Genomic DNA, 12,849 nt, shown 5'->3' with positions numbered 1-12,849 from the left:
CATCCTTTCTTAATTTGCTGCTTTGATCGATGCTACGATCCGTTGATAGTTCGTCGTTCCCATCAAATTATTGACAGATAGGTGGATCGCTTCTGGCGCTGACGTTTGCGCTTGCGGCGTTAGGGCTTCTTTTGTGATCACCAGTGAAGAGGCGTTGGCATGGAGATCATTGATATGGCTTTTTCTGATCGGCATCGTCAGAGCTTCTTTGGCTAAAAGATCTTGGAAGACTTTCTGAGCCATCGTTGCCGAACCTTTGCGATCATCGTGGGCCAAAATGATTTCGCTGACTTGCTTAAGGTCATTGGCGGAAGGAACATCTACCTGGTTGCCTGCTTCAGACTTTTTTGCTGACTCCCCCGTTGTCTTAGTCCCTGACAATGTGGCTACGATTTCATCGTACCGTGGAGAGTTCAGGAAATTTTCAACCGCGACGAAGGTCGCATTTGGCGCTTTTTGTTTGGCACGTTCTTGCAATTCTTCTTGAGTGACGATCAGCGTATTGGCATCGTCCGTTAAATTGTTGATGGCGGAATTAGAAACATTTTGTGGAAGACCCGCTTCTTTGACTTTTTTCCGTAAGATCGATGCCCCCATAGCACTGGAGCCCATGCCTGCATCACATGCGAAGATAATACGATTGATGCCAGTCATTGGTTGAGCCGCCAAGCCTTTTGAGCTGAGTTTTGCTGCTTGCGTTTGTTGTACTTTTTCTTCAAAATTATCCACCGTATCCTTCGCATCTGCTTTCAAGATCGCGGCAGCGACGATAAAGGATACGCCTGCTCCTACGGCAATTCCCGCTAAGACAGAAACGACACTCATCACTGAGTTGAATGGCGTCATTGCTAAGATCGCAATGATCGAACCTGGTGAAGCAGGTGCCCGTAAGCCTGCACCTAGCAATTGGAAGGTAAAGCTTCCTGATACACCGCCGGCAATCACGGCTAAGAACATCAATGGTTTCATCATGACGTATGGGAAGTAGATCTCATGGATCCCACCGATAAAGTGAATGATGATCGCTCCAGGTGCCGAAGATTTCGCTGCTCCTTTTCCGAAGAAAGTGAAGGCTAGCAAGACTCCTAAACCAGGTCCAGGATTGGCTTCTAACAAGTAAAGAATCGATTTCCCAAATTCGCTGACTTGCTCAGTGCCTAGTGGTGTCAAAATTCCATGGTTGATAGCATTATTTAAGAATAAGATTTTTGCTGGTTCAATAAAGATATTGGCTAATGGAATCAAGTGGGCATTGACGATTACTTCGACCCCTGCTGCCATTGCTTCTGTCAAGGTGTTAACAACTGGCCCGATTGCTACAAAGCCCAGTAATGCTAAAGCAAAACCGATCAAACCTGATGAAAAGTTGTTGACCAACATTTCAAAGCCAGCGCGAACTTTGTCTTGGAAGATCTCGTCAAATTTCTTGATGACCCAACCGCCTAAAGGACCCATGATCATTGCACCCAATAGCATTGGGATATCCGTTCCGACGATGACCCCCATCGTTGCGATCGCCCCAACCACGGCTCCGCGGTCACCAGCAATCACTTTCCCGCCAGTATACCCGATCAAGATTGGGATCAAATACGTTAGCATTGGACCGACCATCGTTGCAAAGGCTTCATTTGGTAAATACCCATCTGGAATAAATAATGCCGTTAATACACCCCATGCAATCAATGCGCCGATATTCGGCATCACCATACTCGACAACGTACTGCCTAATTTTTGAACTTTTGCTTTGACTGATGATTTGGCTGCTTTTTGTGTCTGTTCCATTTTTTTCTCTCCTCTCGTCTGCTTACACCCTTATTGTAGGCGCTTCCCAAAAAGCTCGAAAGTCGTACTTTGGCACAAAAAACTGTGCCAAAACTTGTAGCCAAACGGATAGAACAAAAAAAGGCGAGCAGCCCCTGCACTCGCTTATTTTTGTTATGTTTCACGTGGAGCATTTTTTTGGATTTTGCCAAAACGCAAAAAAAAAAGTGTACCCGCTCCTTCTACACAAGGTAGAAAGAGCAAGTACACGGAGGCAGCTCATTCATTTATTTCGTTCGCTGCTCTTGTTGCAAGCCAGCCTGCTGCTGATCGCTTATTCTTCTGCCAGCAAAATCTGTTGGATCTCTTCAACCGATTCGGTATCACTAAGCACCCGAACATTCTGCATATCAGAACAAAAAAAGGCGATTTCTTGCAAAACAGCTAATTGCTGCTCTTTTAGGACGACTACGAAAAGGATCGTAGCGATTTTAGGCTGCTCCTTCGTGCCGAAGTCGACGCCATCAGGCACTTGGATCAAAAAGAGTCCTTCTTCCTTGATCCATTGCTGGGCTTCTTCTTCCGCATGGGGCAATGCCACAAAGTTACCGATGTAAACACCTGTTTTTTGATGGCGACGCAAAAGGCTTTTGACATAGGGCAAGGAAACGATCTCCTGGTTGACTAAGTACTCGCCAATTTTTGTCAGAGCCTCTGTGGCATCGGTAAAGTGTTGATCCAACAAAATCCGCTCCTGTGGAATATACATCGCTGATCCCTCCTATTGTTTTACTTCTTCAATCAAGAGCGAAGAGAGCAACTGATAAATAATCGAATCATTGCCCGAATTAAAAATCTCCGTATTTAGATCATTCATAATGATCGAACCACTGATTTTTCCTAACATCTGAGAGCTTGTTTCATTGATAGGATACGGCGCAAGCATGACTAATAAACGGGTAACAGCGATTTCTTTTTTATCCATCGCTAAAAGGGGCAAAGGTTGTTTCAAGTCGAAAATACGAAAAACTGGTTGCAAGATCGCCGAGCTCGCTGCGTGAAACAAGGCAAAGTGAGTGTCAGGAATGCCCACTGGCGCTTGGAAGTAGCGCCGTAAGAGACGATCAACGACTTTCTCACGATCCAAAACAACATGTTCATCAAAAGACGTCAGTACCAGCTGCAACGTTTCTTCCAAGTCCGCTGGGTTATCAATGGCCTGCACTTGAAACAGCGCCAATAGCTGGTTAATGGCTTCGATAAAAGCCAAGACCGCTTCATAGGATTCCTCTTTGACCAAAGCAGAGGGCGCTTTTTTTGCGGAACGTTTTTTCTGACTAATGGCTTGGAAGGCCTTCTTCAACTCTTGAATGTCTTCTTCGAGCAGGATCGGTGAAACGAGTTTGTACTCTCCTTGATACCCTGGTAGCAAGGAAGTCGAGATCACCAAGTCATAGGTCTCCTCGATATTTTCCCGTTTGACATCCCCCACTCGAAAGAAGGTGATTTGATTGATAAAGGGAAAATGCTTCCGCAGCTGCATCTCTAATAAACTGATGGAGGCTAATCCGCTAGGAGAGATCCCTGCAATATTGACTTCTAACACTTTCGGATTTTTTTCCAACGAATTGGCAAAATGCAGGACCATATAGGCGATTTCTTCTTCCGAGAACTGCTGCTGCGGAAAGATCTGCGGCAGATGATTGCGAATCCCGCTGGCGATCTCGACATACTGGTTCATGATTTTTTCTAGGATAGGGTTGTTCAAATGATCTTCTTCTAAAATAGCCCGCGTCATCACTCCTGAGATATGGGTCAGCAGCATTTTATACAAGTTCGTATCTTCATAAAACGCCACTTCCGTTTGCTCACTGACCAATTCGATCAAGCGTTTCACACGATAAGCCAAGTCAGTATCAAAATTGTCATCAAAAAAATCACGATCAAAGGAATTAGCAAAATCACCTAGTAACACGGCAAAAAAGACGATTTCGTTGATGGAATAAAGCAGTTTCGTCTTTTCGGCGATCTGAGCAAAAATCTTTTTCGCCACCTTCAGCAAGTCTTTGTTGATCTGACTCGGGTACGTCTCTTCTTCCACCGTGTAGCCCAAAGCTACACGATCCATGGCTAGCGCCAGCATCAAGACGATAAACGCCAATTTGCGGTCACTAAGTTCCTTGAACTGCGGTTCGATGGTTTCCCGAATCAGCCGCTGGGCTAGCAATAGATGGTCGCGGGACAGAAATTGAAAAATAAACGGGGCTTCATCATCGGTTTCTAGTAAATGGAAAAATTGGTATTCATTGATCTCCATCACTAGTGTATTGGCTGTGATCAACCGCCGATATTTTTCGGAGCCTTCGATCTCATACCCTTGATTGCGCACGATCCTTAACGGCAGCCGTGCGAGACTTTCTTCTAGCTGTTTGATATCTGAAAAAAACGTCGTATTGCTGATTTGGTAGCGATCCAAGAAGAAATGACTAGATACAGGCTTCGTGGCGGTAGTCAGTTGCAGCAAAATACGATGTTGTCGCTCACTAGCCGCGAATTCTTGATCGGTATCTGCCATAATGGCTTCTTGCAATTGGCGAATGCTCGTTTCTGATGCAAAAATTTGGAAATGACCACGACCGACCTTCTCTAAGGTAGCATCTACTGTTTCTAAGGATTTTTCTAGATTAGCCAGTTCACGGTACACCGTTCGTTTACTGACTTTTAAGACTTGCATCATGCGATCTAAAGAAACCGGACCGGTACTATTCATCAATTCCGTTAATAAAAGTGTTTCACGATTGGTCAAAAACATAGTCGACTCCTTCTGTCAGTAACTGACGATACGCATCTGTCGTCAATAAATCATCCACCACCAGTAAAGGAACATCTGGGATCGAGCACTTTTCTGCAAGTTCTTTCGGGAGGATATAGATTGCCGTAGGATCAAGAGCTTGTCCTTCATATGCCATTTTTTTGATGGTCAAAGGAAGCGCTTGTTGGTGGGCCATTTTTCTTAGTATCTCCACTGCCATCGTTTGTGAACCGCGTTTTTTTCCAGTATACAAAAAGATGATCGTTGAAAACCCTAGCGGATTTGCTGCTTCGATTTGTAACGATTTTTGCGGATCCTGTTCTCTTCTTTGTAATTCTTGGATCAGCGGAGCATACTCATCTGCCGCCAAAAAATTATCTAGCACATAATGCTGTGCGTGTGGTGTCTGCTTTTGGGCAATAGCTGCTAATTCCCGTTGGGTGATCACTAACAGCTTGGGATCATCCGTCACACGATAAATCGACTGATAGCGGACAGGAAACGTTAGCTGGGCTTCTTGTAACTGTTTTTTTAGTATGCTGGCACCAATCGCACTGGACCCCATCCCTGCGTCACAGGCCACGACGATCTCAGTGACTTTCTTCATTTTCGGCATCTTACGCTCCTCATTTTCTATATTGGACTTCCGTTTTAACAGCACACTAGCGATCGCAAACGATACGACCGTACTGACGATAATCCCAGCTAAGACACCTAGGATCATAGACGGCGGTGTATTGAGTAAAATCGCTAAGATCGAGCCCGGAGACGCAGGCGCTCTTAAGCCTACCCCTAAAAATTGGAAGATCAGCGTGCCACTGAAACCACCAACGATCGGACCGAGCAACACCCAAGGATCGAGCAGAACAAACGGGAAATACACTTCATGAATCCCACCAATAGCCTGCACAAAAACGGAAGCTGCGGCATTCGTTCGGTTTCGCTTTGAACCAAAAAAAAGATACGCCGCTAAGACCCCTAATCCTGGACCGGGGTTGGCCTCGATCAAAAATAAAACCGACTGACCATTGAGTGCCGCTGCTTCGATCCCTAGCGGTGTAAATAGACCATGGTTGACAATATTATTAAAAAACAAAACCTTCAATGGTTCTACAATGATATGAATAAAGGGCAAAACGTTTTGCTGAACAAAATAATCAACCAGCTGATAGCTGCCGAGACTGAACCAATTAAAAAGCGGCGCCAATAGGAAGTAACTGCCTAAAAAAAGGAGTCCGCCAAACGCACCTGCAATAAAATTGCGCACCAGCATCTCATAGCCACTTTTGACTTTGCTCACGATCGAATCACTGCGGTACAATAGCCAGCCCGCTAGCGGCCCCAGCAGCATCGCCCCAAAGACCTGGGGAATATCGGTTGCGAGAATAGCCCCTAAGACCGCCACTGCTCCTACGACCCCACCTCGTTCAGGCGCCAACATTTGCCCACCTGTATAGGCGATCATGAGGGGCAGCAGCACAGTCAAGACCCCTTGTTCCATTTGCTGGATCACTTGTTGATCGACTGAAAAAAAAGGTAGCAGGAATGAAATCAGCATCCACGCAATAAAAATACTTAAATTCGGCATCATCATGCGAGAAAGATAATTCGTATAAAACTTAACCGTTATCATTTTTTCTCTGGAAGACGAGGTCTTGTTCATTTTATCCGCTTCCTTTCTCTTCTCTATTATAAGATGTTCTGGCAAGACTGAAAACAAAAAAAGCATACGTTTTTTAAAACAGAAATCAAAAAAAGCTGACGTAAAACGCCAGCTTTTGAAATAGCTTCAATTGATTTAGTTTACGCGTACCGCGAAATCTGGTGAGTAATAAGAGTAACTGCTAACAGAAACATTTTGACCTGGTGTTGGTGCATGAACGTATTGTCCGTTACCCATAGCGATCGCCACGTGGTGTGTGCTTCCGCGGCTACCCCAGAATAACAAGTCACCAGCTTTTGCTTCATTGATCGAAATCACCGTACCAGAAAATTCTTGTGCGTAAGTTACCCGTGGTAATGAGATCCCAACTTTAGCAAATACATATTGTGTAAAGCCAGAACAGTCAAAGCCGTCTGGTGTCGTACCACCCCATACATAAGGAGTACCAATGTATTTCATTGCTTCTGCTACGATTGCTGAACCGTTGACCGTTTGTGCGGGTGCAGGAGTATTGCTTGCACCATTGCCGCTATTGTTCGATCCTTGGTTGTTATTGCTATTATTATTGTTGGCAGGAGTCGATGGTGTCGTATTTGTTGAACCGCCACCTTGTGATGAACTGCCTTGCGTAGTATCAGTCGTCGTACTAGAATTTGTTGTTGAGTTTGATGTCGTTGAATTCGACGTTGAAGACTCGCTTGATGCTGCTTCCTGAGTAGCTGCTTCAGCTGCTGCCGCTTCTTGAGCCGCTGCTTCTTGTGCTGCTTGTTCACGAGCTGCTGCTGCTGCCGCTTCTTCTGCAGCGATGCGAGCTTGTTCTGCTTCGTATTCTTCTTTTTGTTTTTCTAAATCAGCTTTTTCATCTTCTTTAGATGCTTGTTGAACAGCCAATTCCGCTTGCAAAACATTCAAATCAGCTTGTTTGGCTTGTAAATCCCCTAATTGTGTTTCTAATTCAAATTGGTTCGCTGCGATCTCTGCCAATTTATCGTCGTTTTCCGCTTTTTTCGCTTCAACTGCTTCTTGGTCTGCCTTTTGTTGATCCACAAGATCTTTATTAGCATTGACGATCGTCGTCATTGCTTGCACACGGCCAATAGCATCTGTTAAAGAGTCAGCTTCTAATACTGCATCAATAAAGTTCGTGCTTTGTCCATTGACTTGAACGTCACGGGCTTGTTTTTGGATCGCTTCTTCACGCTTTTCGATTCTGACTTTCAAATCAGCAATTTCTTGCTTCAACTTTTCAGAATCCGCACGCAAATCACCTTGTTGTTGCAACAAAGTTTGGGCTTTTTCATTGATTGCAGCCACGTCGCTTTCAAGTGCTGCTACTTGTGACTGGATGCTCGCTTGCTGGCTTTGCAAGTCAGAGATCTCCTTATTTTTTTCTTCAATTTTATTGTCAAAATCTGATGCAAAGACAAGTGTCGGTGCTGCTGCAGAAGTAAGAACAATTGAACTTACTAACAATAAAGATAAAATTCGCTTTTTCACTCTTCATTCCTCCGGCTGTTGCTTCCCCTAATATGGTTTTTTTATGTATAAATGCTTAAGAATACCTAAAGTCCTTCACGATAGTGTGATTGTAACACAGCCGTATGTCAGAGAGATAAAAGGAATATTACAAAAACATTTCAATCGCTGTTATTTTTATACAGTCAAACGCAAAAAAAATGAAGCTATTCGTCTTTGAATAGCTTCATGAATGGAACGACTAAAAGGATAAACAAAATGATGTTCAATAAAAGCGTTGGTGCTAAAAAGCGGGAAACAAAGAATGACGTGCTAACTGATGCGATCTTAAATAGCAACTGGACGCCCAACGTCACAACTTCTAAGCTTGTAACAAAGATGATCATTCCGAAAAACATGGTAAATACATTTTGATAAAGCGTATTTTGCAAAATATACATGATCCACACGATCAAGGGAAACGCCACCGTGTAGATGCCGATCACACCGACATAATACACGTCATAGAGGCAGCCGATCACAAGCGCCGTGGTGATCAAAAAGTTTTTCGGCAAATACTTCGCGCCACATAAAAGGGCGATCAATAAAAGATGCGCACTGGCGATATAATTGTCTTGGGTCCATTTTTCTAAAAAACGCGTCAGTTGTCCATCTGCCAACATCATCAAAAAGAAGACGCCCGCTGCCAGGTATTTGATGTAGTCATGCTTTTTCATGGCTATTCCTCACCTGCCAAGCGTTTGATAATCGTTACTGCTTGAATATCATACATTTGGGCATACGGTTTTACAAACACTTGGGTATCAAGACCAAACTCATCTTTGGTGGTACGGATCACTGTTCCGATCGCTAAGTCGGCAGGTGAGTTTCCTCCTAATCCAGAGGTCTGCACGACATCGCCTTCCTTCAGCTCATTGTCCCCTGTCAACTGGGTAATGACCAAGGAACGTTCTTTTTGATCGTAACTACTTAGAATCCCAAAGTTTGACCCATCTTCGCCGCTGATCCGAACCGGATAGTGGTTAGAATTCTGGTTTTCAGAAGTCAAAAGTTCAATTTTAGAAGAAGCTGCATTGACTTCTATCACACGACCAATCAAGCCTTTTTGCGACATGACCGCCATGTTGACCTCAACGCCGTCTCTTGAGCCTCGATCCACGATCAGCATATCTTGCCAAGTATCAGGTGACCGATTGATGACATTGGCGGAGATCCGTTCATAATTCGTCAAGGTCGCATTCAGCTCTAGCTCTTCTTTCAAGGCATCGATTTCTCTTTGCGCATTGTCCTTCGCTTGTTCCAATTCATCAAAACTGTCCAATTTCTCTTTTAAACGTTCATTTTCTTCATACGTCACAAACAAGTTTTTGACTGAATTCGCACCATTTTCGATCCAACGAAAAGGCGCCGTAATCACTTTATCGATAAAGCCAACGGAGTCATTGACCGTTGATTGCACAACATTGGTGGAGTTTCCCGCAGCTCTGCGGGCGATCGTCACGCTTAATACGGTGACAACTAAAATCACAATAATCAATGTGATGATAATATTTTTATTAGGATTAAACTTTTTCACAAAGACACCTCAAATAATTCCAAACTGTAGTTCCAATTTTACCATTAATACCCTGCAAACAAAAGCTAAGTTGACCGTCTTAATGTTTTTTTTGTAATTAAGTTTCTGAAATTTTCAACAAAAAAAAGAGACGTTGCGTCTCTTAATCACAACTTTGAATGACTGCTATCATCCCGCTGCTAAAGGAAAAACCTGCTGTTTGTGTCAGAAATTCATTGCTGGCATAAGAAGTTGGGTACGGCACTTGGACGTTTTCTAATAAATACTTGCTACCTATCAACGTCAAATCTGTTACCGGCGTCAAACAGCAATACGCCAAATACTGCATCTCGGGTTCTTTTTCTAATTGATAGGTGCCTGGTAAAAAGAACTGAACGACATTTTGACGATCTAAAAAACGCAGATTTGGGGCAAATGGACGAAACCGATCTTCTAAAACTAACCACAGATTGGCTAAAAGATGGTCAAGGCGTCCCCCCGTTGCACCAGTCACGTCGATTTGCGCTTCTGGATAAAGACGCAACGTCTCAACCAATGCCAATTGAGTATCTGTATCATCTTTTTCAGCAGGGGCTTGGATCACTGTCTTAACTTGTTGTTTGACCGCTTGCAGTTCTGCTGCGGTCAGGGAGTCGAAATCACCGATTGCCAGATCGACTGGCCGTTGGTGCTGAAGCAAAAACAGGGCCCCACGATCAATTCCAATGTATTTATCATACGCCATCAACTGTGGCCAATTTTCAGGACTTCCACCTGCCGCTAACAAAATTTTCATTTACTGTAAAGCTTCTTTCAAGGCTCTGATTTGCGCCGCAGGTTCATCGGCATCGTAAATATAGCTTCCTGCTACAAAGACATTTGCGCCTGCTTCCAGGCAGCGTTTGGCTGTCTCAGGAACGATCCCGCCATCTACTTCGATATCATATTGGTAGCCTTTTTCTTCTTTTAAAGCAGCCAGTACCGCAATTTTTTCTAGTGATTCTTCAATAAAGGATTGCCCACCAAATCCAGGATTGACCGTCATGACTAACACTTGATCACACATAGATAAAACATGTTCAATGGCTGATACTGGTGTGCCTGGGTTGATGACGATTTCTGCTTTGACATTTTCTGCCACGATCATTTGGATCGCACGATGGATATGAGGTGTTGCTTCCGCGTGGATCCCAATGATATCTGCCCCAGCTTCTGCGAAGGCATGGATATACTTTTCTGGTTCGGTGATCATTAGGTGAACATCCAACGGCAGTTTGGTAACTGGGCGAATCGCTTTAACGATGTTTGGGCCTAAGGTAATATTAGGGACGAAATGACCGTCCATCACGTCTACGTGAATATAATCTGCGCCATGGCGCTCTACCAGCTCAATGTCTCTTTGAAGATTTGCAAAATCGGCACTTAAAATAGATGGTGCTAGTTTTATCATGCTTTTCCCTCACTTTTTCTTCTTTTTATAAACCGGACGTCGGTTTTCAATCTCTTCTAAAAATTGCACGTAATTCTTATAACGAGTCTCGGCAATCTCATTTGCTGCAACCCCCTGCTTAACTGCACAATCAGGTTCATTAAGGTGCCTACATTCCCTAAAACGACAGTTGGCAGCTACCGCTAAAAAGTCAGGAAATAGTTTGGGTAACTCCACCGCTTCGATTTCCAAAAAGTCGATCGAACTAAATCCTGGTGTATCGGCAACCAATCCATCACAAATCGGCAAGAGCTCCACATGACGGGTCGTATGTTTCCCCCGCCCGAGAGATTCTGAGATCACTCCCGTTTCCAATGCCAATTCTGGGACGATCCGATTCAGCAATGTCGACTTTCCAGCACCGGATTGTCCCATAAATACGGTGATCCGCTCAGGAAAGTACCGTTGAAGTTCCAATAGATCTTCGCCTTCTGCTTTTGACGTGATCACGTGGTAGCCAATTGCTTGATAGGTCTCCTCAATTGCTTTCATTGCGGCAAGATCTTTCACAAGATCCGCTTTTGTCAAAAAGACGATCGGTTCGATCCCCTCATACTCTAACGTCACTAAAAAGCGATCCAATAGGTTATAGGAGAAGTTCGGCTCAACTAGACTTGTCACGACCACCCCTTGATCCACATTTGCGACTGGCGGTCGAACCAGCTCATTTTTTCGCGGCAAGATCTCTAAAAGATAACCGTCTGTTTGATTGCTGCTTTCAAAGATCACTTCATCCCCCACCAAAGGAGTGATTTTTCGATTCCGAAAATTTCCTCGAGCGCGGGTTTGAAAGATTTCATCTTCTGATGCCACATAATAAAATCCGCTTAGCGCTTTGATGATTTTTCCCTTCAAACAATTTCCTCCTCGTTTTTTACTATTGTATCATATTTTCAGGTCTTCTCACTGGCTGAAAACACAAAAAAAGCCTGAAGCGAATGCTTCAGGCATCAAAAAATCGGGAAGACAGGATTCGAACCTGCGACCCCTTGGTCCCAAACCAAGTGCTCTACCAAGCTGAGCTACTTCCCGATAATAAAAATGAAACAAATAAAAAGACTACGCGCCCAAGAGGAGTCGAACCCCTAACCTTTTGATCCGTAGTCAAACACTCTATCCAATTGAGCTATGGGCGCATATTATGAAATGCCGAGGACCGGAATCGAACCGGTACGGTGATCACTCACCGCAGGATTTTAAGTCCTGTGCGTCTGCCAGTTCCGCCACCCCGGCTGAAAATTGCTAAGGCAAAGCGGAAAACGGGGTTCGAACCCGCGACCCCCACCTTGGCAAGGTGGTGCTCTACCACTGAGCTATTTCCGCATATTCCTGATGCCGGCTAAAGGACTTGAACCCTCGACCCTCTGATTACAAATCAGATGCTCTACCAACTGAGCTAAGCCGGCAATGAAGTGCGGGTGAAGGGACTTGAACCCCCACGCCCGAAGGCGCTAGATCCTAAATCTAGTGCGTCTGCCAATTCCGCCACACCCGCATAGGTTATTACTATGAGTCGTACAGGGCTCGAACCTGTGACCCTCTGATTAAAAGTCAGATGCTCTACCAACTGAGCTAACGACTCATATGGGGGTTAACGGGATCGAACCGCTGACCCTCTGCTTGTAAGGCAGATGCTCTCCCAGCTGAGCTAAACCCCCATAAGGTAAAAAAAACGCGTGGCGACGTCCTACTCTCACAAAGGGAAACCCTTCACTACAATCGGCGCTAAGAAGCTTAACTTCTGTGTTCGGCATGGTTACAGGTGTATCCTTCTTGCTATCGCCACCACACTATTCAATTGAGTAAGTGTTGCTCACTCAAAACTGGATCGAAGAAATCAAAACTCTTCCGAGTTTACGTGCTTTTTTCTTTTTGGTTAAGTCCTCGATCGATTAGTATCAGTCCGCTCCAACCATCACTGGCCTTCCACTTCTGACCTATCTACCTGATCATCTCTCAGGGATCTTACTTTCTTAAAGAAATGGGAAATCTCATCTTGAGGTGGGCTTCACACTTAGATGCTTTCAGCGTTTATCCCTTCCCTACATAGCTACCCAGCGATGCCTCTGGCGAGACAACTGGTACACCAGCGG

At 44.5% G+C, this 12,849-nt stretch carries 10 protein-coding genes, 8 tRNA genes and 2 rRNA genes (1 of these 20 cut by a window edge); all 20 read right to left on the bottom strand.

Going from position 1 to position 12,849, the window contains the following annotated elements:
- Positions 1 to 9: 9 nt before the first annotated feature.
- Complete coding sequence (locus tag IGJ15_RS16225) at positions 10 to 1,782, bottom strand: PTS mannitol transporter subunit IICBA (protein WP_010748850.1); 1,773 nt, start codon at positions 1,780 to 1,782, stop codon at positions 10 to 12.
- Positions 1,783 to 2,095: 313 nt separating this feature from the next.
- Positions 2,096 to 2,530, bottom strand: coding sequence for a PTS sugar transporter subunit IIA (locus IGJ15_RS16220; protein WP_010748849.1), 435 nt, complete (start codon positions 2,528 to 2,530; stop codon positions 2,096 to 2,098).
- 12 nt (positions 2,531 to 2,542) lie between these two features.
- Positions 2,543 to 4,573, bottom strand: coding sequence for a BglG family transcription antiterminator (locus IGJ15_RS16215; protein ID WP_010748848.1), 2,031 nt, complete (start codon positions 4,571 to 4,573; stop codon positions 2,543 to 2,545).
- Entirely contained in the window at positions 4,554 to 6,302 is a 1,749-nt protein-coding gene (locus tag IGJ15_RS16210) for a PTS sugar transporter (protein ID WP_034696252.1), read from the bottom strand. Before IGJ15_RS16210 ends, IGJ15_RS16215 begins: the two co-directional genes overlap by 20 nt.
- 69 nt (positions 6,303 to 6,371) lie before the next feature.
- Complete coding sequence (locus tag IGJ15_RS16205) at positions 6,372 to 7,733, bottom strand: NlpC/P60 family protein (protein ID WP_154694634.1); 1,362 nt, start codon at positions 7,731 to 7,733, stop codon at positions 6,372 to 6,374.
- Positions 7,734 to 7,918: 185 nt separating this feature from the next.
- On the bottom strand, positions 7,919 to 8,428 hold the full coding sequence (gene mreD / locus IGJ15_RS16200; protein WP_010748845.1) for a rod shape-determining protein MreD: 510 nt from the start codon (positions 8,426 to 8,428) through the stop codon (positions 7,919 to 7,921).
- A 2-nt stretch (positions 8,429 to 8,430) separates the two neighbouring features.
- Positions 8,431 to 9,288, bottom strand: a complete 858-nt coding sequence (mreC, locus tag IGJ15_RS16195) for a rod shape-determining protein MreC (protein ID WP_010748844.1) — start codon at positions 9,286 to 9,288, stop codon at positions 8,431 to 8,433.
- A 142-nt stretch (positions 9,289 to 9,430) separates the two neighbouring features.
- The gene (locus IGJ15_RS16190; protein ID WP_010748843.1) at positions 9,431 to 10,063 is read right to left on the bottom strand and encodes a thiamine diphosphokinase; all 633 of its coding nucleotides are present in this window, start codon (positions 10,061 to 10,063) and stop codon (positions 9,431 to 9,433) included.
- Positions 10,064 to 10,717 (bottom strand): ribulose-phosphate 3-epimerase, encoded by a 654-nt coding sequence (gene rpe, locus IGJ15_RS16185; RefSeq protein WP_010748842.1) that lies wholly within the window; start codon positions 10,715 to 10,717, stop codon positions 10,064 to 10,066. It lies immediately after the preceding gene.
- Positions 10,718 to 10,726: 9 nt separating this feature from the next.
- The gene (gene rsgA / locus IGJ15_RS16180) at positions 10,727 to 11,611 is read right to left on the bottom strand and encodes a ribosome small subunit-dependent GTPase A (protein ID WP_154694635.1); all 885 of its coding nucleotides are present in this window, start codon (positions 11,609 to 11,611) and stop codon (positions 10,727 to 10,729) included.
- Between the two features lie 103 nt (positions 11,612 to 11,714).
- A tRNA-Pro gene (locus tag IGJ15_RS16175) sits at positions 11,715 to 11,788 on the bottom strand.
- Positions 11,789 to 11,818: 30 nt separating this feature from the next.
- Positions 11,819 to 11,892, bottom strand: a tRNA-Arg gene (locus IGJ15_RS16170).
- 11 nt (positions 11,893 to 11,903) lie between these two features.
- A tRNA-Leu gene (locus tag IGJ15_RS16165) sits at positions 11,904 to 11,989 on the bottom strand.
- Positions 11,990 to 12,007: 18 nt separating this feature from the next.
- Positions 12,008 to 12,079 (bottom strand) — tRNA-Gly (locus IGJ15_RS16160).
- Positions 12,080 to 12,089: 10 nt separating this feature from the next.
- Positions 12,090 to 12,162, bottom strand: a tRNA-Thr gene (locus tag IGJ15_RS16155).
- Between the two features lie 7 nt (positions 12,163 to 12,169).
- A tRNA-Leu gene (locus IGJ15_RS16150) sits at positions 12,170 to 12,251 on the bottom strand.
- Positions 12,252 to 12,265: 14 nt separating this feature from the next.
- Positions 12,266 to 12,338 (bottom strand) — tRNA-Lys (locus IGJ15_RS16145).
- 3 nt (positions 12,339 to 12,341) lie between these two features.
- A tRNA-Val gene (locus IGJ15_RS16140) sits at positions 12,342 to 12,414 on the bottom strand.
- Between the two features lie 16 nt (positions 12,415 to 12,430).
- Positions 12,431 to 12,546 (bottom strand): 5S ribosomal RNA (gene rrf, locus IGJ15_RS16135).
- A gap of 82 nt (positions 12,547 to 12,628) precedes the next feature.
- Positions 12,629 to 12,849, bottom strand: a 23S ribosomal RNA gene (locus IGJ15_RS16130); it runs 2,694 nt beyond the window's last position.

Source organism: Enterococcus sp. AZ079, from assembly GCF_050547255.1.
Taxonomy (GTDB): domain Bacteria; phylum Bacillota; class Bacilli; order Lactobacillales; family Enterococcaceae; genus Enterococcus_D; species Enterococcus_D casseliflavus.
This window is presented reverse-complemented; position numbering and strand designations above follow the sequence as displayed.